The sequence below is a fragment of the Methylobacterium sp. J-059 genome (assembly GCF_022829485.1).
Classification (GTDB): Bacteria; Pseudomonadota; Alphaproteobacteria; order Rhizobiales; family Beijerinckiaceae; genus Methylobacterium.
Genome location: NZ_JAKSYA010000034.1, coordinates 75,098 through 99,637, shown reverse-complemented (window position 1 = coordinate 99,637; position 24,540 = coordinate 75,098). Strand labels below are relative to the sequence as shown.

21 protein-coding genes are annotated in these 24,540 nt (G+C 71.0%); 16 read left to right on the top strand and 5 right to left on the bottom strand.

The window, feature by feature from the left end:
* The first annotated feature begins 142 nt into the window (after positions 1 to 142).
* The 6 genes from pdhA (at position 143) to MKK55_RS02890 (ending at position 7,056) form a co-directional block, all read left to right on the top strand.
* Positions 143 to 1,207, top strand: coding sequence for a pyruvate dehydrogenase (acetyl-transferring) E1 component subunit alpha (gene pdhA / locus MKK55_RS02915; protein WP_243933194.1), 1,065 nt, complete (start codon positions 143 to 145; stop codon positions 1,205 to 1,207).
* 70 nt (positions 1,208 to 1,277) lie between these two features.
* Positions 1,278 to 2,729, top strand: a complete 1,452-nt coding sequence (locus MKK55_RS02910; RefSeq protein ID WP_147844302.1) for a pyruvate dehydrogenase complex E1 component subunit beta — start codon at positions 1,278 to 1,280, stop codon at positions 2,727 to 2,729.
* A gap of 61 nt (positions 2,730 to 2,790) precedes the next feature.
* Positions 2,791 to 3,066, top strand: coding sequence for a DUF5076 domain-containing protein (locus tag MKK55_RS02905; protein WP_147844303.1), 276 nt, complete (start codon positions 2,791 to 2,793; stop codon positions 3,064 to 3,066).
* Between the two features lie 13 nt (positions 3,067 to 3,079).
* Positions 3,080 to 3,691, top strand: a complete 612-nt coding sequence (locus MKK55_RS02900; protein WP_243933192.1) for a Uma2 family endonuclease — start codon at positions 3,080 to 3,082, stop codon at positions 3,689 to 3,691.
* Between the two features lie 3 nt (positions 3,692 to 3,694).
* Positions 3,695 to 5,125: a pyruvate dehydrogenase complex dihydrolipoamide acetyltransferase gene (locus MKK55_RS02895; protein WP_243933190.1), complete on the top strand. Its 1,431-nt coding sequence runs from the start codon at positions 3,695 to 3,697 to the stop codon at positions 5,123 to 5,125.
* A 200-nt stretch (positions 5,126 to 5,325) separates the two neighbouring features.
* Positions 5,326 to 7,056 carry an L-lactate permease gene (locus MKK55_RS02890; protein WP_147844470.1) on the top strand — a complete coding sequence of 577 codons (1,731 nt, stop codon included), beginning with the start codon at positions 5,326 to 5,328 and terminating at the stop codon, positions 7,054 to 7,056.
* Positions 7,057 to 7,153: 97 nt separating this feature from the next.
* Here the strand turns inward: MKK55_RS02890 and MKK55_RS02885 are convergent, their stop codons facing one another.
* Positions 7,154 to 9,187 carry a methyl-accepting chemotaxis protein gene (locus tag MKK55_RS02885; RefSeq protein ID WP_409566006.1) on the bottom strand — a complete coding sequence of 678 codons (2,034 nt, stop codon included), beginning with the start codon at positions 9,185 to 9,187 and terminating at the stop codon, positions 7,154 to 7,156.
* A 405-nt stretch (positions 9,188 to 9,592) separates the two neighbouring features.
* Here MKK55_RS02885 and MKK55_RS02880 point away from each other — a divergent pair, with 405 nt between their 5' ends.
* The 5 genes from MKK55_RS02880 to MKK55_RS02860 all read left to right on the top strand — a co-directional run bounded on the left by MKK55_RS02880 (position 9,593) and on the right by MKK55_RS02860 (position 15,541).
* A complete protein-coding gene (locus tag MKK55_RS02880) occupies positions 9,593 to 9,844 on the top strand; it encodes a hypothetical protein (RefSeq protein WP_243933186.1) in 252 nt (83 codons plus the stop codon).
* Between the two features lie 300 nt (positions 9,845 to 10,144).
* The gene (gene uvrA / locus MKK55_RS02875) at positions 10,145 to 13,249 is read left to right on the top strand and encodes an excinuclease ABC subunit UvrA (RefSeq protein WP_243933246.1); all 3,105 of its coding nucleotides are present in this window, start codon (positions 10,145 to 10,147) and stop codon (positions 13,247 to 13,249) included.
* Positions 13,250 to 13,433: 184 nt separating this feature from the next.
* A complete protein-coding gene (locus MKK55_RS02870) occupies positions 13,434 to 13,583 on the top strand; it encodes a hypothetical protein (protein ID WP_243933184.1) in 150 nt (49 codons plus the stop codon).
* Positions 13,584 to 13,801: 218 nt separating this feature from the next.
* Positions 13,802 to 14,761: a transporter gene (locus MKK55_RS02865; RefSeq protein WP_147729404.1), complete on the top strand. Its 960-nt coding sequence runs from the start codon at positions 13,802 to 13,804 to the stop codon at positions 14,759 to 14,761.
* A 219-nt stretch (positions 14,762 to 14,980) separates the two neighbouring features.
* Positions 14,981 to 15,541, top strand: coding sequence for a fasciclin domain-containing protein (locus MKK55_RS02860; RefSeq protein ID WP_147729405.1), 561 nt, complete (start codon positions 14,981 to 14,983; stop codon positions 15,539 to 15,541).
* Between the two features lie 127 nt (positions 15,542 to 15,668).
* Here MKK55_RS02860 and MKK55_RS02855 read toward each other — a convergent pair whose 3' ends face one another.
* Together MKK55_RS02855 and MKK55_RS02850 are read right to left on the bottom strand one after the other, a co-directional pair.
* A complete protein-coding gene (locus MKK55_RS02855) occupies positions 15,669 to 16,418 on the bottom strand; it encodes an anti-sigma factor domain-containing protein (RefSeq protein WP_409566005.1) in 750 nt (249 codons plus the stop codon).
* Positions 16,415 to 16,966 (bottom strand): sigma-70 family RNA polymerase sigma factor, encoded by a 552-nt coding sequence (locus MKK55_RS02850; RefSeq protein WP_243933242.1) that lies wholly within the window; start codon positions 16,964 to 16,966, stop codon positions 16,415 to 16,417. The genes MKK55_RS02855 and MKK55_RS02850 overlap by 4 nt, the downstream gene beginning before the upstream one ends.
* Before the next feature lie 394 nt (positions 16,967 to 17,360).
* Here MKK55_RS02850 and MKK55_RS02845 point away from each other — a divergent pair, with 394 nt between their 5' ends.
* The 5 genes from MKK55_RS02845 (at position 17,361) to MKK55_RS02825 (ending at position 22,347) form a co-directional block, all read left to right on the top strand.
* Positions 17,361 to 18,335, top strand: a complete 975-nt coding sequence (locus tag MKK55_RS02845; RefSeq protein WP_147727653.1) for a S1C family serine protease — start codon at positions 17,361 to 17,363, stop codon at positions 18,333 to 18,335.
* Between the two features lie 160 nt (positions 18,336 to 18,495).
* A complete protein-coding gene (locus MKK55_RS02840; protein ID WP_243933182.1) occupies positions 18,496 to 18,798 on the top strand; it encodes a GCG_CRPN prefix-to-repeats domain-containing protein in 303 nt (100 codons plus the stop codon).
* A gap of 422 nt (positions 18,799 to 19,220) precedes the next feature.
* The gene (locus MKK55_RS02835) at positions 19,221 to 19,367 is read left to right on the top strand and encodes a DUF1127 domain-containing protein (RefSeq protein ID WP_243933180.1); all 147 of its coding nucleotides are present in this window, start codon (positions 19,221 to 19,223) and stop codon (positions 19,365 to 19,367) included.
* 103 nt (positions 19,368 to 19,470) lie between these two features.
* Complete coding sequence (gene trmFO / locus MKK55_RS02830; protein WP_243933179.1) at positions 19,471 to 20,919, top strand: methylenetetrahydrofolate--tRNA-(uracil(54)-C(5))-methyltransferase (FADH(2)-oxidizing) TrmFO; 1,449 nt, start codon at positions 19,471 to 19,473, stop codon at positions 20,917 to 20,919.
* A gap of 123 nt (positions 20,920 to 21,042) precedes the next feature.
* On the top strand, positions 21,043 to 22,347 hold the full coding sequence (locus MKK55_RS02825; RefSeq protein ID WP_147727649.1) for an MFS transporter: 1,305 nt from the start codon (positions 21,043 to 21,045) through the stop codon (positions 22,345 to 22,347).
* Between the two features lie 135 nt (positions 22,348 to 22,482).
* On the opposite strand, the gene MKK55_RS02820 is transcribed toward MKK55_RS02825, so the two are convergent.
* Positions 22,483 to 23,793, bottom strand: coding sequence for a sulfatase-like hydrolase/transferase (locus MKK55_RS02820; RefSeq protein WP_243933178.1), 1,311 nt, complete (start codon positions 23,791 to 23,793; stop codon positions 22,483 to 22,485).
* Positions 23,794 to 23,945: 152 nt separating this feature from the next.
* Positions 23,946 to 24,473 carry a GNAT family N-acetyltransferase gene (locus MKK55_RS02815; protein ID WP_147727647.1) on the bottom strand — a complete coding sequence of 176 codons (528 nt, stop codon included), beginning with the start codon at positions 24,471 to 24,473 and terminating at the stop codon, positions 23,946 to 23,948.
* Positions 24,474 to 24,540: the final 67 nt, after the last annotated feature.

Here is a 24,540-nt window from a genome sequence, read left to right as displayed (position 1 = left end):
GGATCATGCCGATCGGGCGTGCGGATCGGGCATGCGGATCGGGTATGACAACCACAAACACCTGTCAGAGCGTCGGCCCTCGCATTCCCGGAGCGCGTGTCCTAAACCGGGCGGGAACAGACGCCAGCACGGGAGCACGCCGATGGATGCCGCGAAAGATGCGGGGCAGCCCAACCCTGCCGCGGAGACGCCGGAGGCCGTGGCGGCCGAGCACCAGCCCGCACCAAACGCGCCGCAATTCACCCGCGAGGAAGACCTCCACGCCTACCATCAGATGCTGCTGATCCGCCGCTTCGAGGAGAAGGCGGGGCAACTCTACGGAATGGGCCTGATCGGCGGGTTCTGCCACCTCTACATCGGCCAGGAGGCGGTCGTCATCGGCATGCAGATGGCCTCGGTCGACGGCGACCAGATCATCACCGGCTACCGCGACCACGGCCACATGCTCGCCTGCGGCATGGACCCGAAGGGGGTGATGGCCGAGCTCACCGGCCGCCGCGGCGGCTACAGCCGCGGCAAGGGCGGCTCGATGCACATGTTCAGCCGCGAGAAGCAGTTCTTCGGCGGGCACGGCATCGTCGGCGCGCAGGTCTCGCTCGGCACCGGCCTCGGCTTCGCCGACGCCTACCGCAAGAACGGCAAGGTCAGCCTGACCTACATGGGCGACGGCGCGGCCAACCAGGGCCAGGTCTACGAGAGCTTCAACATGGCGCAGCTGTGGAAGCTGCCCGTGGTCTACGTGATCGAGAACAACCGCTACGCCATGGGCACCTCGGTCGCCCGCGCCTCGGCGCAGACGGACTTCTCCCGGCGTGGCATCTCGTTCGGCATCCCCGGCGAGCAGGTCGACGGCATGGACGTGCGCACGGTCCGCGAGGCGGCGGGCCGGGCGATCGCGCATGCCCGCACCGGGGAGGGGCCCTACATCCTCGAGATGCAGACCTACCGCTATCGCGGCCACTCGATGTCCGACCCGGCGAAGTACCGCACGAAGGACGAAGTCTCGAAGATGCGCGACGAGCACGACCCGATCGAGATGGTGCGCAAGCGCCTGATCGAGCTGCACGGCGTCGCCGAGGCCGAGCTCAAGGCCACCGACGCCAAGGTCCGCGAGACCGTCAACGACGCCGCCGAGTTCGCGACGCACGATCCCGAGCCGGATCCGTCCGAGCTGTGGACCGACATCCTCCTGGAAGCGCGCGCCTGAGGGCGCGCCGCCGCCCCGCGACGATCCCCTGCCAGGCCGCCCCGCCCGCCTCACCGATCAGAGACCCTCCATGGCGACCGACATCCTGATGCCCGCCCTGTCTCCGACCATGGAGGAGGGCAAGCTCTCCAAATGGCTCAAGAAGGAGGGCGACGCGATCAAGTCCGGCGACGTGCTCGCCGAGATCGAGACCGACAAGGCGACCATGGAGGTCGAGGCGATCGACGAGGGCACGCTCGCCAAGATCCTGGTCGCCGAGGGCACCGAGGGCGTCGCCGTCAACACCCCGATCGCGATCATCGCGGGCGAGGGCGAGGACGTCGCGGCGGCCGCCGCCGGAGGGGCCTCGTCGAAGCCGAACGGTGCGGACACGGGCGGGCAGCCCGCCCCGACGCCGACGATGCAGGCCGAGGGCATGGCCTCCGCCCCGTCGGCCACCGCCAAGACCGGCGACGACAAGCCCGCGGCGCCGGCCGCGCCCGCCACCATCACCAACAAGGCCGCGGAGCCGGTGATGGAGGAGTTCCCGGCCGGCACCGAGATGGTGACGATGACCGTCCGCGAGGCGCTGCGCGACGCCATGGCCGAGGAGATGCGCCGGGACGAGGACGTCTTCGTGATGGGCGAGGAGGTCGCCGAGTACCAGGGCGCCTACAAGGTCACGCAGAACCTGCTGCAGGAATTCGGCGCCCGCCGCGTGGTCGACACCCCGATCACCGAGCACGGCTTCGCCGGCATCGGCGTCGGCGCGGCCCTGTCGGGCCTGAAGCCGATCGTCGAGTTCATGACCTTCAACTTCGCCATGCAGGCGATCGACCACATCATCAACTCGGCGGCCAAGACCCTGTACATGTCCGGCGGCCAGCTCGGCTGCCCGATCGTGTTCCGCGGCCCCAACGGCGCCGCCGCCCGCGTCGGCGCCCAGCACAGCCACGACTACGCCGCCTGGTACTCCAACGTGCCGGGCCTGAAGGTGATCGCCCCCTACACGGCGTCGGACGCCAAGGGCCTGCTCAAGGCCGCGATCCGCGACCCGAACCCGGTGATCTTCCTCGAGAACGAGATCCTGTACGGCCAGACCTTCCCGGTGCCGAAGCTCGACGACTTCGTGCTGCCGATCGGCAAGGCGCGGATCCACCGCACCGGCAAGGACGTGACCATCGTCTCCTTCGCCATCGGCATGACCTACGCCCTGAAGGCGGCGCAGATCCTGGCCGACCAGGGCATCGAGGCCGAGGTGATCGACCTGCGCACGATCCGGCCGATGGACACCGAGACCGTGCTCGCGTCGGTCAAGAAGACCGGCCGCTGCGTCACGGTGGAGGAGGGCTTCCCGCAATCGGGCATCGGCGCCGAGATCTCGGCCCGCCTGATGGTCGACGCGTTCGACTACCTCGACGCGCCGGTGCTGCGCGTCACCGGCAAGGACGTGCCGATGCCCTACGCCGCCAACCTCGAGAAGCTCGCCCTGCCCAACGTCGCCGAGGTCGTCGAGGCGGCCAAGGCCGTCTGCTACCGGTGAATGCGATCCGCCTTCGTGCCTGACCGGCGGGAACGGGGCCATCGATGGGTCATGACGTCGTATGAGTGAATCCTTCCAAGCCCTCGAGGTCCCCCCCGACGCCCTGGAGCAGGGCGGCATCGAGGTGCTGCGCGCGGCCGTGGTCGACGGGGCGGTGAGCGTGGCGTTGCGCCGGTCCTTCGACGACCCCGCCACGTGGGGCCGCCTGATGGTCGACCTCGCCCGGCAGGCCGCCCGCGCCTACGCCCTGGAGACCGACCTGTCGGAGGAGGAGGCGTTCGAGCGCATTCGCGCGGGGTGGGAGGCCGAGGGCCTCGATCCCGGCGGCCTGAACTGACGGGATTCTGGCCATGGCCGAACCCGCGCTCCGGCACGCCACCTACGCCGACCTCGAAGCGGTCCCCGATCACCTCGTCGCCGAGATCATCGACGGGGCGCTGGAGACGCATCCGCGACCGCGGCCGCGGCATGCGATGGCGGCGTTGGATCTCGGCTCCGTTCTGGGCCCCCCTTTCCGGCACGGACGCGGCGGACCGGGCGGCTGGATCTTCATGATCGAACCCGAGCTCCATCTCGGAGCGCAGGTCGTGGTGCCCGATCTCGCCGGCTGGCGCCGCGAGCGGCTGCCGGCCGAGCCGGAGACCGCCTTCGTCGAGACGCCGCCGGACTGGGTCTGCGAGATCCTGTCGCCGTCCACGGTGCGTCTCGACCGCGGCCCGAAGCGGCGCATCTACGCGGAGGCCGACGTCGGGCACCTCTGGCTGCTCGATCCCGCCGACGGCGTGCTGGAGGCCTTCGCGCTGACCGCGTCCCGATGGCTGCTGCTCGGGACGGTGACGCGCCGCGAGACCGTGGCCCTGCCGCCCTTCGACGCCGTCCCGTTTCCGCTGGACGACCTGTTTCCCTTCGCCGATCCCCGCGCCGAACCCGACGCCCCCTTCCTGCCCTCGGACGAGACCTGAACCATGCCCGTCAACGTCCTGATGCCCGCCCTCTCGCCGACCATGGAGAAGGGCAACCTTGCCAAGTGGCTCAAGAAGGAGGGCGACGCGATCAAGTCCGGCGACGTGCTCGCCGAGATCGAGACCGACAAGGCGACCATGGAGGTCGAGGCGATCGACGAGGGCGTGCTCGCCCGGATCGTCGTGCCCGAGGGCACCGCCGACGTGCCGGTCAACGACCTGATCGCGGTGATCGCCGTGGACGGCGAGGATCCGGCCGGGGTCCAGGCGGGCGGCGCGGCGCCGGCGCCGGCCCAGGCGCCGAAGGCCGACGCGTCGTCGGCGAACGAGAACACCACGCCCGGCGGCGGCCACATGTCCTACGAGCGGGTCAACGAGGCCCCCGACGGGGCGCGGCCCACTTCCGAGCCCGTTAGCGCCAAGTCCGAGGGCGCCGCCCATCCGCCGAGCGGGGCGGGCGAGCGCGTCTTCGCCTCGCCGCTGGCCCGCCGCATCGCGAAGCAGGAGGGCATCGACCTCTCGGCCGTGCAGGGGTCGGGCCCGCGCGGCCGGGTGATCGAGCGCGACGTCCGCGCCGCCAAGGAGGCCGGCACCGGCAAGGCCGCGCCCGCCCCCAAGGCGGCCCCGAAGGCGCCCGAGGCGGCACCGCCGGCGCAAGCCGCCGCGCCCGCCCCCGCGGCCAGGGCCGCCGGCCTCACCACCGATCAGGTCCGCGGCTTCTACGCCAAGGACAGCTACGAGGAGGTGCCGCTCGACGGCATGCGCAAGACCATCGCCAAGCGCCTCACCGAGGCGATGCAGGTGGCGCCGCACTTCTACCTGACCGTCGATTGCGAGATCGACGCGCTGATGGCGCTTCGCGAGCAGCTCAACCGGAGCGCCGGCAAGGACAAGGACGGCAAGCCGCTGTTCAAGCTCTCGGTCAACGACTTCGTCATCAAGGCGATGGGCCTCGCCCTGACCCGGGTGCCGATGGCCAACGCCGTCTGGGCCGAGGACCGGGTGCTGCGCTTCAGGAACGCCGAGGTCGGCGTCGCCGTGGCGATCGACGGCGGCCTGTTCACCCCGGTCATCCGCCGGGCCGACGAGAAGACGCTGTCCACCATCTCCAACGAGATGAAGGACTTCGCGGCCCGTGCGCGCGCCAAGAAGCTGAAGCCGGAGGAGTACCAGGGCGGCGTCACCTCGGTGTCGAACCTCGGCATGTTCGGGATCAAGCACTTCACCGCGGTGATCAACCCGCCGCAATCCTCGATCCTGGCGGTCGGCGCCGGCGAGAAGCGGGTCGTGGTCAAGGACGGCGCGCCCGCCGTCGCCCAGGTGATGACCGCGACCCTCTCCTGCGACCACCGCGTGCTCGACGGCGCGCTCGGCGCCGAGCTGATCGCGGCCTTCAAGGGCCTGATCGAGAGCCCGATGGGGATGCTGGTCTGACGACGGGCCGGTCGCGCGGCGCGGCGAGACCGCGTCGTGCCGAGCCGAGCCGCCGGCCGCTTTCGCGATAAGTGCCGGAGCGGTCGGCGCGCAACACCTTCTGAATACATTATCTCTCGGCGTTGAGCCGGATTCGCCGCTCTGCTAGCACCGCCTCCAACGGCCCGCGGATCAACCCGGGCCATCGGAGGAATGCGCCCGTGGAACCCGTCCAAACCTGGAACCAGGTCTACGATCCGTTCGGCAACCCGTGGCTGTCGACGCTGGCCGCCTCCGTGCCGGTGATCGCGCTGCTCGCCATGATCGCCAGCGGCCGGGTCAAGGCCCACATCGCGGCCGTGCTCGCCCTGGTGCTGGCCTTCGCCCTCGCCGTCGGCGCCTTCGGCATGCCGCTCGGCCTCGCGACCCGCGCCTCGCTGCTCGGGATGGTGACCGGGTTCTTCCCGATCGGCTGGATCATCCTCAACGTCATCTTCCTCTACCGGCTGACGGTGGAGAAGGGGTGGTTCGCCATCCTCCAGCAATCGGTGGCCGGCATCACCACCGACCGGCGGCTGCAGCTGCTGCTCGTCGCCTTCGCCTTCGGCGCGTTCTTCGAGGGCGCGGGCGGGTTCGGCACGCCGGTGGCGGTCACCGGCGCGATCCTGATCGGGCTCGGCTTCTCGCCGCTGGCGGCCTCCGGCCTGTCGCTCATCGCCAACACCGCGCCGGTGGCCTTCGGCGCGCTCGGCGCGCCGATCCAGGGCCTCGCCTCGGTGACGGGCTACGACCCCTACGTGCTCGGCGCGATGATCGGCCGGCAGCTGCCGGTGTTCTCGCTGATCGTGCCGTTCTGGCTGATCTGGGTGTTCGCGGGCTTCCGCGGCATGGTCCAGGTCTGGCCGGCGATCCTGATCTGCGGCGGCGCCTTCGCCGCGGCCCAGTTCGGCATCTCGAACTACGTCAACCCGTGGATCGTCGACATCGGCGCCTCGATCGCGGCGATGGGCGCCCTGGTGCTGTTCCTGAAGGTCTGGAAGCCGGCCGCGATCTGGACCTCGCCGGCGCTGCGCGGCAACGACCCGTCGATCGGCTACGGCGCGCCGCGGCCGGTGGCGCTCGGCGCCGGGGTTCCCTCCGATCTGCCCCGCGCCCCGGCCGCCACCGGCCGCACCGCCACCTCCGCCGAGATCGCGCTGGCCTGGCTGCCGTGGATCATCCTGTCGGTGATCGTGGCGATCTGGGGCACCGGCTGGTTCAAGGCCATCGTCAACCCGATCTTCACCTGGAAATACGAGGTGCCGGGCCTGCACAACGTGATCATGAAGGTGCCGCCGGTGGTGGCCAAGGCCCATCCCGAGGGCGCCGTCTTCCTGTTCACCTACATGTCCTACACCGGCACCGGCGTGCTGATCGCGGCGCTGATCTCGGGCCTGATCATGCGGTTCTCGCCCGTCCGCCTCGTCACCGCCTACGTCGAGACGATCTGGGTGCTGCGCTACTCGCTGATCACCATCGCGGCGATGCTCGCGCTCGGCGTGCTCACCCGCTACGCCGGCGTCGACGCGACGCTGGGCCTGGCGTTCGCCGGAACCGGCATCCTCTACCCGTTCTTCGGCACGCTGCTCGGCTGGCTCGGCGTCGCGCTGACCGGCTCCGACACCGCCTCCAACGTGCTCTTCGGCGGCCTGCAGAAGATCACCTCGGAGCAGCTCGGCCTGTCGGGCGTGCTGATGGCCTCGGCCAACTCGTCGGGCGGCGTGATGGGCAAGATGATCGACGCCCAGTCGATCGTCGTCGCCTCCACCGCCACCGGCTATTTCGGCCAGGAGGGCAAGATCCTGCGCTTCGTGTTCTGGCACTCGATCGCGCTCGCCTGCCTGGTGGGCGGGCTGGTGATGCTCCAGGCCTACGTGCATCCCTTCACCGCGATGGTGATCCACGTTCCGTAGCCTCGCGCCCGAGATCGCCGGCGACACCAAAAAAGCCCGCCCCCTGCGGAGGGGGCGGGCTTTTCCTTTGGCGCAGTCTGGCGACGGGAGGGCGGCCTCAGGCCGCCCGCACGCCGGCCAGGAAGTGGTCGACCGCACCGCGCAGGTCGCCGGCCTGACTCGACAGCGCGCTCGCCGCGGCGAGCACCTGGGCCGAGCCGGAACTCGCCGTCCCGGCCGCCTCGCTGACGCCCCCGATATGCTCCGACACCGCGCGGGTGCCCTGCGAGGTCTGGGCGGTGGTGCGGGCGATCTCGCCGGTCGCGGCCCCCTGCTCCTCGACCGCGGCGGCGATGTCGCCACCGATCTGGGCCAAGCGCCGGATCACGTCGGTGATCCCGCTGATCGCCTGGACCGAGGCGTCGGTGGAGGTGCTGATCTCGACGACCTTGGCCGTGATCTCCTCGGTCGCCCGGGCGGTCTGGCCGGCCAGCGACTTCACCTCCTGCGCCACCACCGCGAAGCCGCGTCCCGCCTCGCCCGCGCGGGCCGCCTCGATGGTGGCGTTGAGGGCGAGCAGGTTGGTCTGGTCGGCGATCTGCGAGATCAGCCCGACGATCTGGGCGATGCTGCCGGCCGCCGTGGCGAGCCGCCGGACCTCGCCGGCCATGCCTTCGGCGTCGCGCTCGGCCGCCGCCGCGAGGTCGGCCGAGGCCGTGACCTGGGTGCCGATCTCGGCGACCGAGGCCGAAAGCTGCTCGGTCGCCGCCGCCACCGTGTCGGCCGAGAGCGCCGCCTCGTGCGACGCGCGGGCGACCTGAAGGCTCAGCGACGAGGCATCCCCGGCCGCCCGCGTCATGCCGTGGGCCGCGGCCTCGAGCTGGATCGCCGCCGCCGAGACCGCCTCGACGATGCCGCCGACCCGATCCTCGAACCCGTCGGCGAGCTCGAGCGCCGCCGCGCGCCGGGCCAGCTCGGCGTCGGCCGACATCCGCTCCTGCGCCGCGCGGCTGCGGCGGCGCTCGGCGACGTTATCGCGGAACTCGATCGCCGCGGCGGCGATGGCGCGGACCTCGATCGGGCCGCCCTGGGGAATCGCCACGTCGTCGTCGCCGCGGCCGATGGCGGTGAGCGCCCGCGACATCCGGATCAGCGGCCGGGCCACCGCGGTGCCGAGGCCGAAGGCGAGGGCGCCCGTCAGCAGGAAGATCGCGAGCGCCGCCCCCGACCAGATCGCGAGCGCCCGTTCGGCCGTCGCGCGAACGCCGCCGGCCTCCGCGGCGAGGTCGGCGGTGAGGTGGTCCTCGACCGCCTTGAGGCCGTCGATGCGCTGGGTCGCGAGTCGGAACCAGAGCGGGGCGTCGCGGAAGGCCAGGGCCTCGCCGGGCATGGTCTCGAGGGCGACCTTGCGCAGGCGCGCCACCTCCCGCGCCGGGGCGGCGGCCTCCGCGGCATCGAGCAGGGCTCCTTGCGCCGGCTCCGCCCGGGTCCGGAACAGGCCTTCGTAGGTGGCCTGGTCGGCCTGGAGGGTGGCGAGGCGGCGGATCCCGGCGAGGTCGAGGCTGCCGGCGGCGAAGGCGGCGGAGGCGGCGGCACGCTCCTGGCCGGCATATTCCTTCATCGTCAGGAAGGCGGCGTAGGAGGCGGCGTGGTTGGCGATCCCGACGGGGCCGATCACGCCCGACAGGGCGCGGACCAGCCCGAGGCCTTCGCCGATCAGACCGGTATAGACGGCGGCCGCCTGGGGCGCCGTCGGCTTCAGCGCGTCGACGGCGTTGCGCTGCGCGTCCAGGCCGTCGAGCGCCTGCGCGAAGGCGTCGGCCTTGCGGGCGAAGGCGGGGCCGTAGGCCGCCGCGCCGGCCGTGACGGCGGCGGCGAGGCCCTGGCGCACGGCGTCGGTGCGGGCGCGCTGCGCGACCAGCTCCGCCTTGAACTGCGACCCCTTCGAGGCGAGGAACAGGCTGGAGGCGCCGCGCTCGCGCTGGCCCTCGTGCGCGAAGGCGCTGATCCGCGAGGCGAGGCCGACAAGGTCCTCGACCTGGACCATCTCGGCGCGCTGCGCCATCCGGTCGGAGATCGCGACACCGGCCACCGCAGCGAAGGCGAGGCAGGGCGCCAGCGCCACCGCCACGATGCGTCCCCGCAAGGACATCGGAACACCGGTTTTCATTCGCCCACGCATCCCAAGTCTTCGCACCGCGTCGATACGGACGACTGCGCTACAACCGGTAAAGACGCCGTTGCCATCACAGGTCGATGCGCTGTTCGATCGTCGCGGGCGCGATCTTCAACGGCGGGAGCCCGTCGGCAGCGTATTCGCGGACCCGGACACCAGGACATCGGCGGGCGATGCGGACGCGTCGTCCGGGCGAGCCCCGGGCACGACTTCCGGACCTGCGCGAAAATCCGCGATCCCGCCGACGGATCGGGACGCGGCGGCATGCATTCCGGACGCCCGATCAAGACGCCGCGCCCGGCGCCGCCCTATCACGAGGCGCCGAGAGCGCGCGCGGCGGGTCGGCCGCGACGACGCCGGGCGTACCCTTGGGAGGCCATCATGATCCGTACCATCCTCGCCGCGAGCCTGCTGATCGCCGGCCTCGCCGCCGCCCGGGCCCAGACCGGCGACATGTCCTGCGCCGACTATCTCAGGGCCGACGCGCAGGCGCAGGCCTCGATGAGCGCCGCCGACAAGGCGATGATCGCCGCCGACCCGCAGGCGGCCGCGATGGACGCGAAGATGCGCGCCTACTGCAAGGCCAACCCGAAGGCCTCCTCGTCCGAGGCGGCGATGAAGGCGATGCAGTAATCCCGCCGGAGCCGCGCGCCCGGCACGGGCGCGCGGTGATACTGGTCGTCGGCCGCCCCCCGAACGGGGCCGGCGCAGCGAAAAGATGCGGGCGGCCGCAGGGCCGGACGCGTCGCGGAACAAGGGCCGAGTTGCCCACGTACGCGTTTCGTTCTAGCAGACACGCGAGCATGCCGGGCCTGCGTCCCGCCCGCCGCACCTTGCCGAAGGCTTCGGACGGACGACATGACCCGGCGCGGCGTTCGCTTTCGCGATCGCCGGATCCCGCCCGTGTCGACGCCTCGAAAGACCGCCCCCGCCATGGCCAAAGCCGTCGCCGCCAAGACGCCTGCTGGCAACAAGACGCCTGCTGCCGATAAGACGCCTGCTGCCAAGACGCCCGCCGCGAAAGCGCCGCCCGCCAGGAAGCCCGCGAAGGCGAGCCCGGCCGCGCGGGCGGTCGAGGCCGAGGCCGGTGTCGACGCGAAGCTCGAGCGCCTGTTCGACCGGGAGACGCCGGCGGAGCGCGACCGGCGGGTGATCTCGGTGCGCGGCGCCCGCGAGCACAACCTGAAGAACGTCGACCTGACGATCCCGCGCGACAAGCTCGTGGTGTTCACCGGGCTCTCGGGCTCCGGCAAGTCGTCGCTCGCCTTCGACACGATCTACGCCGAGGGCCAGCGCCGCTACGTCGAGTCGCTCTCGGCCTATGCGCGCCAGTTCCTGGAGATGATGTCCAAGCCCGACGTCGACCAGATCGACGGGCTCTCGCCGGCGATCTCGATCGAGCAGAAGACCACCTCGAAGAACCCGCGCTCCACGGTGGGGACCGTCACCGAGATCTACGACTACATGCGCCTGCTCTGGGCCCGCGTCGGCATCCCGTACTCGCCGGCCACCGGCCTGCCGATCGAGAGCCAGACCGTGCAGCAGATGGTCGACCGCGTCCTGGCGCTGCCCGAGAAGAGCCGGCTCTACCTGCTCGCGCCCGTGGTCCGCGGCCGCAAGGGCGAGTACCGCAAGGAGATCGCCGAGTTCCAGAAGAAGGGCTTCCAGCGCCTGCGGATTGACGGCGAGTACTACCCGATCGACGACGTGCCGAAGCTCGACAAGAAGCTCAAGCACGACATCGACGTGGTGGTGGACCGGATCGTGGTGCGGGCCGACATCGCGAGCCGGCTCGCCGATTCCTTCGAGACGGCGCTCGAGCTCGCCGACGGCATCGCCGACATCGAGTTCGCCGACGTGCCGGAGGGCGAGACCCGGGAGAAGATTACCCTCTCGTCGCGCTTCGCCTGCCCGGTCTCGGGGTTCACCATCGCGGAGATCGAGCCCAGGCTGTTCTCGTTCAACAACCCGTTCGGCGCCTGCCCGACCTGCGGCGGCATCGGCCACGAGATGCGGATCGACGCCGAGCTGGTGATCTCCGACGAGGCCCTGAGCCTCAAGCGCGGCGCCATCGGCCCGTGGGCGAAGTCGACCTCGCCCTATTACGGGCAGACGCTCGACGCGCTCGCCCGGCATTACGGCTTCAAGACCGACTTGGCCTGGTCGCGGCTTCCCGAGGCGGCGCGCGCGATCATCCTCTACGGCTCCGGCAAGCAGTCGATCCGCTTCGACTACGACGACGGCATGCGCAAGTACGCCGTCAACAAGCCGTTCGAGGGCGTGATCCCCAACCTCGAGCGCCGCTACAAGGAGACCGAGAGCGACGCCGCGCGCGACGAGATCTCGCGCTTCATGAGCGAGACCCCGTGCGCCGCCTGCGGCGGCAAGCGGCTGAAGATCGAGGCGCTCGCCGTCAAGGTCGCGATGGAGGATATCGGCGCGGTCACCGCGCTCTCGGTCAGCGAGGCGCACCGCTGGTTCTCGGCGCTGCCGAAGAAGCTGACGCAGAAGCAGAACGAGATCGCGATGCGGATCCTGAAGGAGATCCGCGACCGGCTGTCGTTCCTGGTCGACGTCGGCCTCGAATACCTGACGCTGGCCCGCGGCTCGGGGACCTTGTCCGGCGGCGAGAGCCAGCGCATCCGCCTCGCCTCGCAGATCGGCTCGGGGCTCACCGGCGTGCTCTACGTCCTCGACGAGCCGTCGATCGGCCTGCACCAGCGCGACAACGAGCGCCTGCTCGGCACGCTGAAGCGCCTGCGCGACCTCGGAAACTCGGTGATCGTGGTCGAGCACGACGAGGACGCGATCCTCCAGGCCGACTACGTGGTCGACGTCGGGCCGGGCGCCGGCATCCACGGCGGCCGGATCATCGCGCAGGGCACGCCCGAGGAGGTGCTGGCCCATCCCGACTCGCTGACCGCCAAGTACCTGACCGGCGAGAAGTCGGTGCGGACCCCGGCCGCGCGGCGGAAGGGGCGCAAGGGCAAGCTCGGGGTGTTCGGCGCCCGCGGCAACAACCTCAAGAACGTCGACATCGAGATCCCGCTCGGCACCTTCACCTGCGTCACCGGCGTCTCGGGCGGCGGCAAGTCCACGCTGATCATCGACACGCTCTACAAGGCGGTGGCCAAGCGCCTGAACGGCGCGCTGGAGCATCCGGCGCCCTTCGACCGGCTCGAAGGGCTGGAGCACCTCGACAAGGTCATCGACATCGACCAGTCGCCGATCGGGCGGACCCCGCGCTCGAACCCGGCGACCTATACCGGCGCCTTCACCCCGATCCGCGACTGGTTCGCCGGCCTGCCCGAGGCCAAGGCCCGCGGCTACCAGCCGGGCCGGTTCTCGTTCAACGTCCGGGGCGGCCGCTGCGAGGCGTGCTCGGGCGACGGCGTCATCAAGATCGAGATGCACTTCCTGCCCGACGTCTACGTCACCTGCGACGTGTGCAAGGGCAAGCGCTACGACCGCGAGACGCTGGAGGTGAAGTACCGCGCCAAGTCCATCGCCGACGTGCTCGACATGACCGTCGAGGAGGCCGCCGACCTGTTCAAGGCGGTGCCGACGATCCGCGAGAAGATGGAGACGCTCAAGCGCGTCGGGCTCGACTACGTCAGCGTCGGGCAGCAGGCGACGACACTGTCGGGCGGCGAGGCGCAGCGGGTCAAGCTCTCGAAGGAGCTGTCGAAGCGCTCGACCGGCCGCACCCTCTACATCCTCGACGAGCCGACCACCGGCCTGCACTTCCACGACGTCGCCAAGCTGATGGAGGTGCTCCACGAGCTCGTCGACCAGGGCAACACGGTGGTGGTGATCGAGCACAACCTCGAGGTCATCAAGACCGCCGACTGGGTGATCGACATGGGCCCGGAGGGCGGCGACGGCGGCGGCGTGGTCGTCGCCCAGGGGACGCCCGAGCAGATCGCCGCGTCGACGGCGAGCCATACCGGGCGCTTCCTGCGCGACGTGCTCGCCCGCCGCCCCGCGGCGAAGCCGGCCGCTTCGCGGGCGGCGGTGGCGCGGCCGGCCGCGGAGTAGGCGCGCCGCGCCCTTCCGCCTCCCGGCGATGGGGACATCCGCTCGGCAAGATCTGCCGAGCGGTCGCGCCGCGTCGGCGTCCGATTCGGCCTGTCTCGCGGCCGATCCGCCCGTCCGGGCACGGCCCGACCGTCCGATCGGGACTTTCGGAGCCCGCCGGCGCGGGCCGGGACGTCCCCCCGGGATGGCGATCGGTCCCGCCGGGCTTGCCGAATCCTCCCGCTACGCTTCCCCCGACAAGACCCTGAAACGGATGCGCTATTCTGCCGAATCCGGCTTCTCCGAATGCAATTTCTGCGACCGTCGCTCGGCCGCCGCACCGCAGCAAGGTTGAGGCATTTGGGCAACGGTTCGGCTCTCGCTGTCCAGATACGAGGCATTCCACTGTCTTTCCCAAGCGCTCTGTAGAATAGTTATCAGCGTTGAGACACGGGCCGGCTTCGTAGGGGGCGCTTGGCACATCTCGCACGGGAGCCGCGCAGACGGCAGACCGGCAAGGTAGTGCAGAGGCGGCGGGACGAAGTTCGGAAATCCTTGGGAAGGAACGAGAAAATGATGAAGACCTGGCTTGCCGCAGGTGCGGTCGCCCTCACCGTCGGCATGAACACCAGCGTTCAGGCGACGCCGTCCACGCAGCCCGGCGAGCAGGTCGGCCTCGCCTACGGCCCGCTGCCGGAAGGCGTCTACGCGATCAACACGTTCAGCACCGGCCGCGGCGACGCGCGCAACAGCCCGGACGTCGGCGTCAACGTGCCGATCCTGGTCTGGTCGACCGGCTTCAAGGTCCTCGGCGCGAGCATCATGCCGGTGATCGCGGTCCCGTCGGTGTTCGTGGGCACGAACAACGCGGCCGGCGTCCCGAACCAGGACCAGAGCTACTTCTACAACCCCTTCATCGGCAACATCTTCGCCTGGGATCTCGGCAACAAGATCAGCACCGCCTACCTCGTCGGCGCCTACATCGGCGTCGGCGACCGCGGCTCGCTCTGCAACGGCACGCTGACCGCCGGCTGCACCCCGGTGCTGCCGCAGAACGCCTCCACCTCGATCCGCAACACCGGCGCGATCTCGTACACCGGCGACGGCTACAACCTGACCGCGGCCCTGACGCACATCTTCTACGTCGACGACGCGGCCCGCTTCGGCGGTCAGTTTGCGGCACTGGGCCCGATCGTGAACGCCGACGGCCTCTACCTCGACCTGACGGCGACCAAGACCTTCGGCAAGTTCGAGATCGGCGCCGTGGCCTACGGCTTCACCGACCTTCCGATCAACCGGAACCGCGGCGCAGCCTTTGCGGCCTATCAGCGTCAGGGCACGTTCGCGGCCGGTGGCCTCGTCGGTTACGACTTCGGCGCGTTCAAGGCTCAGGTGTTCGTGACGCGTACGGTCGCCGATCGCGGCGTCGGCGCCTTCGCCGACGAGACCCGCGGCTGGTTCCGCATCATCGCGCCGCTCTACACGGCGCAGGCCGCCGCCGCCGCGCCGGTGCCCCTGATGCGCAAGTACTGAGGCCGGGAGACGCGGCGGGTCCGGCAGGATCCGCCGCCGACCGAGGTCGAAGCAGAAACCGCCCGGTCCGCGAGGACCGGGCGGTTTTTCTACGTTTCGGACGACGCCGCGCCCGGTGCGCTACCGGAATCGATCCCGCCCGAAACCTTTCCGTGCGAGGCTCCGTAAGGCCGCCCGTAGCCCCGCGCACCGGGGCCCTACGAACGATCAGGATACCCCATGACGCAGCATCACGCCTCCCGCTTCGCCACCTTCGCCCTCGCGCTCGCCCTCGGCGCCGCGCCGGTCGCGGCCTTCGCCAAGAACCCGATGGTCGGCGGCGCGCCGATGTATGCCAACAAGACGATCGTCGAGAACGCGGTCAACTCCAAGGATCACACCACGCTCGTGGCCGCGGTGAAGGCCGCCGGCCTCGTCGACACCCTGTCGGGCCCGGGCCCGTTCACCGTGTTCGCCCCGACCAACGCCGCCTTCGCCCGCCTCCCGGCCGGCACGGTGGAGACGCTGGTGAAGCCCGAGAACAAGGCCACGCTCACCAAGATCCTGACCTACCACGTCGTCCCGGGCGTCTACACCGCCAAGGAGCTGATGGCCGAGGTCAAGAAGGGCGGCGGCGAGGCCCAGCTCAAGACCGTCGAGGGCGATCCCCTGGTGGTCACGTCCAAGGGCAAGAAGGTCTACGTGACCGATGCCAAGGGCAACACCGCCACCGTCACCATCGCCAACGTGATGCAGTCGAACGGCGTCATCCACGTCATCAACGGCGTGCTGCAGCCCTGATCGCGACCGCCGCGCTCCGGCCGAGGCGCCGGAGCGCTGCACGACGAGGAACACCCCGGGCCGCGCGGTCCGGGGTGTTCCTCGTTCCGGCCTCGGTCATCGGGGCCGGGTCACGCGGATGCCAGCCTCACTCGCGGATCAGCGTGCCGGAATAGACCACCGGCCCGGTCGGGGCGCCGTTCGGCGATCCGCCCGGCGGCTCCACCGTCACGGCGATGAGCCCGCTCGCCGCGGTCTCCGCCGGCAGGGCGATCCGGGTCGCCGAGGCGCCGACGAGGCCGATCGCCTTGGGGGACGCCCCGGAGCCGATGTACCAGAGCTCGAGGCTCTTGCCGGACGGGGTCTCGGCGCCCACCGGGCGCACCTCGGCGGTGCCCGTCGCCGTGTCGATCCGCAGCACGAGGGCGGGCAGCGCGCCGCCGCTCTGCACCACGGCGAGGTAGCGCGTGCCCGGCGCCGGCTCGTCCCGCCGGCCGCCGACCGCGACGAACAGCGCGAGCCCCGCCGCGAGCAGACCCGTCCCCGCCGCCACGAGGCGCCAGCGCCGCACCTGCCTGACGAGGCGGATCGCGCGGTCGTCGTTGGCGGCCGTCGGCGCGGGGGCAGGGGGCGCGGAAGCCAGGGGCGCGGGGGCCGGGATCGCGTCCGCCCCCGTCAGCGCGCCGGCGATCCTGGGCCAGACATGGTCGGGCGGCATCTCGGCCGGAACGGCGAGGGCCAGCGGCCCGAGCCGCCGCTCCCACGCCGCCACCGCGGGCGCGGTGGCGGGATCGACGACGCGCTCCAGCTCGAACGCCGCGCGCTCGTCGGGCGAGAGCGAGCCGAGGACGTACTCGGCGGCGCGCAGGTCGCGCTCGGTCTCGGGCCCGGCGCTCACGCCTGCTCCTCCAGGCAGCCCTTGAGGGCGCCGAGCGAGCGGTGCAGCCAGGTCTTGATGGTGTTGACGGGCCGGTCGTAGTGCTGGGCCAGCTCCTCGCGCGACCAGCCCTCGCAATAGGCGAGCACGACGCAGGCGCGCTGCGCCTCGTCGAGGCGCGCGAGGCAGGCCGCAAGCGCGCCGCGTCCGACGATCGCCGCCTCGGTGTCGTACGGGTCGATGAGACGTTCCACCCAGTCCTCGCCGTCCTCGCGCACCGGTCCCTGGACCTCGCCCTTGCGGCGGATCCCGTCGATGGCCCGGTTGCGCGCGATGGCGCAGAGCCAGGTCATCGGCCGCCCGGATTCCGGAGCGTAGGAGCCTGCCGCCTGCCAGACGCGGAGATAGACGTCCTGAAGCACATCCTCGGCCACGCTCCGATCCCGCTGGATACGCAGGATCACCCCGTAAAGTTTCGGTGATGTCAGGTCGTAGAGCGAGCGCAGGGCGCCCTTGTCGCCACCGGCGATCGCGCGCAGGATCCGCTGCAGGGTCGCGTCGTCGCCCAAGGATCGGTCGCCCAAGGATCGTCCCCCGTCCCATCGGCAGGTCCTCGCGCCGGACAGGCGAACGATCGGGACCGTTGCGGCAAGGGTTAGCGCATTCTGCGGTGATGAGAAGACGCGGCGCCCCGATTGCCACGGTTCTCCCTAGGGATGCATCGCGGGGGCGATGCGGGGCGACGATGGCTCGGGCCGACCTTTCCCGCGGACGTTGCGGCTCGCCGGCACGGCCTCGCGCCGCGCCGCCCTCTCGGGCCGCGCCGCCGCGTCGCCCTGCCGGGGTGTCGCGACCGGTCGGCGCGTCCTATCTCCCGGATGGGGGCACGCGGCTCGCGCCCCTCGGACCACCGACCCTCCGGCACCTTACCGGAGCGCAGACATCTCGAAGGACCGACGCGGCATGGCCTCGCAGGGTGATTGGAAGATCCCGGCTTCGACGCAGCCGAAGCCCGGCGATTACGGCTACGACCTCGACCGCGCCCTCACGGCGATGGTCCAGCTCTCCGCCCGCGTGCCGGCCGAGGCCTTCACCGCCGAGACGCTCGGCACCGAGCGGGCGGGCAACGGCGTGGTCATCGGCGAGGACGGCCTCGTGCTCACCATCGGATACCTCGTCACCGAGGCGGAGAGCGTGTGGCTCACTACCAACGACGGCCGCTCCGTGCCCGGCCACGTCATGGGGTTCGATGCCGCCACCGGCTTCGGCCTCGTCCAGGCGCTCGGGCCGCTGGGCGTGCCGGCGCTCAAGCTCGGCACCTCCGGCAGCCTGAAGATCGGCGACCGGGCGGTGGTGGCCGGCGCCGGCGGGCGCCAGCGCTGCGTCGCCGCGCAGATCGTCGCCCGGCAGGAATTCGCCGGCTACTGGGAATACGTCCTGGACGAGGCGCTGTTCACCGCGCCCTCGCATCCGAACTGGGGCGGGACCGCGCTGATCGGCCCGGAGGGCGACCTCCTCGGGATCGGCTCGCTCCAGCTCCAGCAGGGCGGCACGTCGGGCCCGCGGGCGATCAACATGGTGGTGCCGATCGACCTGCTGCCGCCGATCCTGGACGACCTGACCTCGCGCGGGCGCGCCAACCGTCCGGCCCGCCCCTGGCTCGGCCTCTACGCCACCGAGAGCGAGGACGGCGTCGTGGTGATGGGGCTCGCCGACAACGGCCCGGCCGAGGCGGCGGACCTGCGCGCGGGCGACGTGATCGAGGCGGTGGCGGGCGAGCCGGTGGCGGATCTTGCCGACTTCTTCCGCAGCGTCTGGGCGCTGGGCGAAGCGGGCGTGCGGGTGCCGCTGACGATCCGCCGCGACGGCCGCGCCCTGAAGCCGACCCTGGTCTCGGGCGACCGCGAGCGCTTCCTCATGAGCCCGCCCCTGCACTGACCGTCCCTGTACCGCCCCTCTGCACTGACCGCCCCGCCCGGGCCGAAGCCTGGCTGTACGCAGCACAACACGGCCGTCAGTGGAAATTCATCCGGTACGCCGTAGTTTTCTCGCTGCCCGGCCATTCCCTCCCTGGCCGGACATCGAAGGAGATCGTGTCATGACGCACGTGAAGACTTTTGGTGGGGCCGGCCTGGCGACGGCAGCCGGCCTGGCGGGAGCCCTGCTCCTCGCACCCGCCGCCCAGGCCATGCCGCTGGCGCCGCTGCCCGGCGGCGCCCTGATCGAGACCGTCGCCGGCGGCTGCGGCCCCGGCTTCCATCCCAATCCGTGGGGCGTGTGCCGGCCGAACTGGGGCCCGCGCCCGTACTGGCGGCGGCCGGTCTACGGCCCCTACGCCTACGGCCCGCCGCGCCCGTTCTACGGCCGCCCGGCCTATTACGGGCCGCGCCCGTTCTACTGAGACCGGGCCCGGCCGTCGGGCCGGGCCCCGCGCATGGACAGCGCCGCATCGCGCCTTTCGGCCGATGCGGCGTTGTCGTATTCACGATGCCGCACGCGGATCCACAGTGTTCGGCGATCGGATCGATGCGCGACCGTGCCGGCGCGCAGACGACGCAAGGTCATCGCTTGCACGTTGCCCAAGCCGATCGGACGCCGTTGGCCTCCTGAACTGCGAACGCGATCCGGCGCGCGCAAAGGCCTCGAAAACAGGCTTTCCAAAACCTTGCCAAATCGTTGTGCGCCGCATGCCGGGCTCGCATGGCTGGCTAACGAATGTCGGCCTGCCGCTGCGGCGCAGCAAGCTTATATGTGCATTGCACCAACAAGAGGCAGGCGGTGCCCAAGCGGTCGTCACCGCCTGCCTGAACAAAGGTCAATGTCATGTCCGCCGCCCGTAGCGTCCTCAACCGTTTCCGCGCCTATCTCCGTTACCGTGAGACCATCACCGAGCTGTCGCGCCTGTCCGACCGCGACCTCGCCGACCTCGGCATCAACCGCTTCGAGATCCAGGACATCGCCCGCGGCTGAACCGCCATCGCCCGCGGCCGAACCGCCATCGCCCGCGGCTGAAGCTCCCGGACGTGCGCCGGCCCGTTGCCTCGGGCCGGCTCGTTCCGGTATCTGCAGGGGCATGTCCCAAGCAAGCGCGCCCATCCACATCGTCGGCGGCGGCCTCGCAGGCTCGGAAGCCGCCTGGCAGATCGCCGAAGCCGGCCACCACGCGGTGCTGCACGAGATGCGGCCGGTGCGCGGCACCGAGGCCCATCACGGCGAGGGCCTCGCCGAGCTCGTCTGCTCCAACTCCTTCCGCTCCGACGACCCGAACGGCAACGCCGTCGGCCTCCTGCACCAGGAGATGCGGACGCTCGGATCGCTGATCCTGCGGGCGGCCGACCGGCATCAGGTCCCGGCCGGCGGCGCGCTCGCGGTCGACCGCGAGGGGTTCTCCGCCGCCGTCACCGCCGCGCTCGAAGCGCATCCCAACGTCACCATCGTGCGGGAAGAGGTCGCCGGGCTGCCGCCGGAGAGCTGGGGGCCGTGCATCGTCGCCACCGGGCCGCTCACCGCCCCCGCCCTCGCCGAGGCGATCCGCACCATCACCGGTGCCGACGCGCTCGCCTTCTTCGACGCCATCGCCCCGATCGTCCACCGCGACTCGATCGACATGAGCAAGGCTTGGTTCCAGTCGCGCTACGACAAGGTCGGGCCCGGCGGCACGGGGGCCGACTACATCAACTGCCCGATGGACCGAACGCAGTACGACGCCTTCATCGCGGCGCTGGTCGGCGGCGAGAAGATCGGCTTCAAGGAGTGGGAGGCCTCGACGCCGTACTTCGACGGCTGCCTGCCGATCGAGGTAATGGCCGAGCGCGGCCCCGAGACCCTGCGCCACGGCCCGATGAAGCCCGTCGGCCTCACCAACCCGCACGATCCCCAGGTGAAGGCCTGCGCGATCGTGCAGCTGCGCCAGGACAACGCGCTCGGCACGCTCTACAACATGGTCGGCTTCCAGACGAAGCTGACCTATTCCGAGCAGGTCCGCGTCTTCCGCACCATCCCCGGCCTCGAGAACGCGGAGTTCGCCCGCCTCGGCGGCCTCCACCGCAACACCTACCTCGACAGCCCGCGCCTGCTCGACGCGACCCTGCGCCTGAAGGTGCGCCCGTCGCTGCGCTTCGCCGGCCAGATCACCGGCTGCGAAGGCTATGTCGAGAGCGCGGCGATCGGCCTGATGGCCGGGCGCTTCGCGGTGGCGGAGAGCCGGGGCGGGGCGCTCGAGCCCCTGCCGCAGACGACCGCGCTCGGCGCGCTGATCGCCCACATCACCGGCGGCCACATCCTCGACGACGTGCCCGAGGAGACGGCCAAGGAGCCGGGCAAGCCGCGCTCGTTCCAGCCGATGAACGTCAATTTCGGCCTGTTCCCGCCGCTCGCCGCGATGCCGCGCAACGAGACCGGCAAGCGCCTGCGCGGGCCGGAGAAGGCGATGCTCAAGCGCCAGGCCCTGACCGACCGGGCGCGCGCCGACCTGTCGGCCTGGATCGCCGGCACGACGCCCCAGGCCGCGGCGGCCGAGTAGCGCCCCCACGTTCAAGCGCGCGAAAAAGTCCCCCGATCGGCGACATCGCGACTTGAGCCCGCGCCCGTCCCGGCGAACAGTGGCGCGGACGGCGCAGGCCGGATCGCGGGACGAGGCGCAGCCGTGGCGGGACCTTACGAAAAATCCTCCGGGTCGACGGTCGGGGCGGTGCTCCGCGTCACCAGCGGCAACTTCCTGGAGATGTTCGACTTCTTCCTGTTCGGCTTCTACGCGACCCACATCGCGAAGGCGTTCTTCCCGGCCGGCGACGAGTTCGCCTCCCTGATGCTGACCTTCATGACGTTCGGTGCCGGCTTCCTGATGCGGCCGCTCGGCGCCGTGCTGCTCGGCGCCTACGTCGACCGGGTCGGGCGCCGCAAGGGGCTGATCACCACGCTGGCGATCATGGCCGCCGGCACGGTGCTGATCGCCTTCGTGCCGGCCTACGCCACCATCGGCCTGCTCGCCCCGGCCCTCGTCCTGATCGGCCGGCTGCTCCAAGGCTTCTCGGCGGGCGTCGAGCTCGGCGGCGTCTCGGTCTACCTGTCGGAGATGGCGACGCCCGGCCGCAAGGGCTTCTACGTGTCCTGGCAATCGGGGAGCCAGCAGGTGGCGATCATGGCCGCCGCCGCGATCGGCTACGGGCTGAGCCACGCGCTGGTGCCGGAGCAGATGTCGGAATGGGGCTGGCGGGTGCCGTTCCTCATCGGCTGCGCGCTGGTGCCGTTCCTGTTCTACATCCGCAACTCGCTGGAGGAGACCAAGGCCTTCGCCGAGCGCAAGCACCGGCCGGAGGCGGCCGAGATCTTCCGGACGCTCGCGACGAACTGGCGGATCGTGCTGCTCGGCATGCTGATGGTCGCGATGACCACGATCGCGTTCTACACGATCACTGTCTACACGCCGACCTTCGGCAAGAGCGTCCTCAAGCTCACCGACACCGACAGCCTGCTCGTGACCTTCTGCGTCGCGGTCTCGAACCTGTTCTGGCTCCCGGTGATGGGGGCGCTGTCCGACCGGATCGGCCGCAAGCCGCTCCTGATCGCGTTCTCGGCGCTGACCCTGCTCACCGCCTACCCGGCGCTGACCTGGCTCGTGGGTCACATCAGCTTCGGGGCGATGCTCGCCGTGCTGCTGTGGTTCTCGTTCCTCTACGGCAGCTACAACGGCGCGATGGTGGTGGCGCTGACCGAGGTCGTTCCGGTCGAGGTCCGGACCGCCGGCTTCTCGCTCGCCTACTCGCTGGCGACCGCCCTGTTCGGCGGCATGACGCCGCTCGTCGCCACGTGGCTGATCGCGGCGACCGGCGACAAGGCCGCGCCCGGCCTGTGGATGTCGCTCGGCGGCGCCCTGGGACTGGTCGCGACGCTGGTGATCTATCGCGGGCGCGGGGCGATGCCGGCCGGGATGCCCGCCGCGGCCCGGTGAGCCGCGCGGCGATCCGCCGGTCGGAAGCTATTGCGGGGATGCCGTCCGGTACAGGACGGGCGTGGCCGGATGGCGCGGCGCGAGCCGGATCCAGGGAACCCGGTCCGGCTCGAAGCGGACGCGGGCCGCCCGGCGTCAGAGCGGCGGGGCATGATCGCCGACCAGGAGGATCTCCGTACCCGGATTGCGGATCGCGAGACGCGAGACCGCCGCGAACAGGTCCTCCCAGATCTCGGCCATCGCGCAGACCTCCGGATCGCCGAAGGGCCCACCGGTCTTGCAGTCGTGGCGCGGCGTCGCCTCCCCGGGCCTGACCGGGACATGGGAATTGAGCGTGACCCAGTACACGAACAGCGGCTGCGTCGCCTTCGACAGCCGGTCGTCGATGGTTTCGGCGATGTCGACGTCGCAGGGGCCGACGAACGCGCCGCCGCAGTGCCGCGTGTAGGCCGTGGTCGCGGTGTCCTGGAACACGCTTCGGACGAAGCCCGCCTTCGGGTACCAGGACGACCGATCGTAGAAGGCGCTCGTGAACCCGTGGACCGAGACGGTGCGGTAGCCTCGCGCGGCGAGCTGGGCCGGAAGGCAGGTCGGTCCGTGCCCGTCGAGGAGAACGGTGTAGGCCGAGCGCGAATGGCAGAGCTCGCGCATCTCCCCGTACGAGGTCGCCCCGAAGAAGCTCGTCGTGCCGGTCGTGATGCTGAAGGCCTCCCTCAAGGCCGCGTCGTCGAAGGCGGAGAACAGCACCTCCCTCTGGCGCGGGTCGCGCAGGACGCCCAGGCTCTCGACGAGCACGAGAAGGACGTTCGGCTTCCGCGGCGACGGCTCCGTCAGGGCGGCGAAGCCCGACGCCTGGACCGCGGATTGGAAGGGCTGACCGATGGCGGCGGCCGGGCCGAGAGAAAGGCTGGCCGAGCTGTTGATCGCGATGTCGGCGAACAGGAATCCCGACACCGCCAGGGCGAGGACGATCCTGTTGCCTCGGACCATGGGTGCCCTGTAGCGCACGAGGAACCACAGGCCGGCCGCGACGAATGCCGTCAGGGCCGCCGTGAGCCCCGCATAGAGCGGCGAGCTCAGCAACCGGACATGCGTCAGGGCATCGAGGTTGTGATGGATGGATCCGATGTCGAGGAAAAAGATCTCGGTGACGATCATCAGCAGGTCGAAGGCCACGACCGTGAGGTAGAGCGGCACCACGGCAAGGGGCGGCAGCCGGATGCCGACCAGGATCACGACGACGTAGGCCGCGATCGGAGCGGATCGTGCCGGAATGCCGATCCAGAGGCTTGCCAGGATGGCCAGCGCGTTCGGCAGGAGCAGGGCGCCGACGACGAGAAGCAGGGTCGGCCCGGCCTGCGCGATGCGGCGGCGGACCGCCCAGCCGCCGACGCGTTCGCGCACGGTTTCGCGCGCGTCGACGAAGCCGTTTTCCGCGCTGTCCATGCCCGCGCCCCACCTCAAGTCCGTGGAGCATGTTCCTATGAATCGGTTATCACGGTCCTAATTGGCACGTGAGACCGGTAAATTTGCCCAAATGATCGAAATCGTTCCCGCCTTGCCGAGGTCTGGCGGGCGTCGGGACGCGCGAGCCCTCCTCAGATCGCCCGCCGCGCCATCAGCCGCCGGCCCGGGCGGTGCCCCTCCTCGCCGGTGTCGCGGAACCCGAGCTTGGTCAGGAGCCCCCAGGAGGCGACGTTGCCGGGACGGCACTCGGCAACGATCGTGCGGGCCGGAAAGCGCAGCGACAGCGATCCCAGGATGCCCGACACCGCTTCCGTGGCGAGGCCGCGCCCCCGGGCGGCGCCGCCGACCCAGTAGCCGATCTCGACCGCCTCGGTTCCGCGCAGGTGCGTCCCGACCACCCCGACCAGGGTTCGGCCCTCGCGCGTCCGGGCGCCGAAGAACCGATCCTCGCGGCGGCGTCCCGAGGCGATGAGCCTGCGGGCATCCTCGAGCGTGAAGGGCGCGGGCAGGAAATCGACGGCGCCGGTGATCGCCGGGTCGTCGGTGAGGCTCCGCAGCGCCTCCGCATCGCCCGGAATCAGCACGTCGATCGACAGTCGCGCGGTCTCCAGACCGGGCAGGTCGCACAAGCTGTCGCTTCGGGCGCGGCGGAAGAACATCTCGGAGGATGTGGGATCGGACGACGGATACCGTAAGAGACGCTTTGGCGGGGCGGTCTCATCCCGC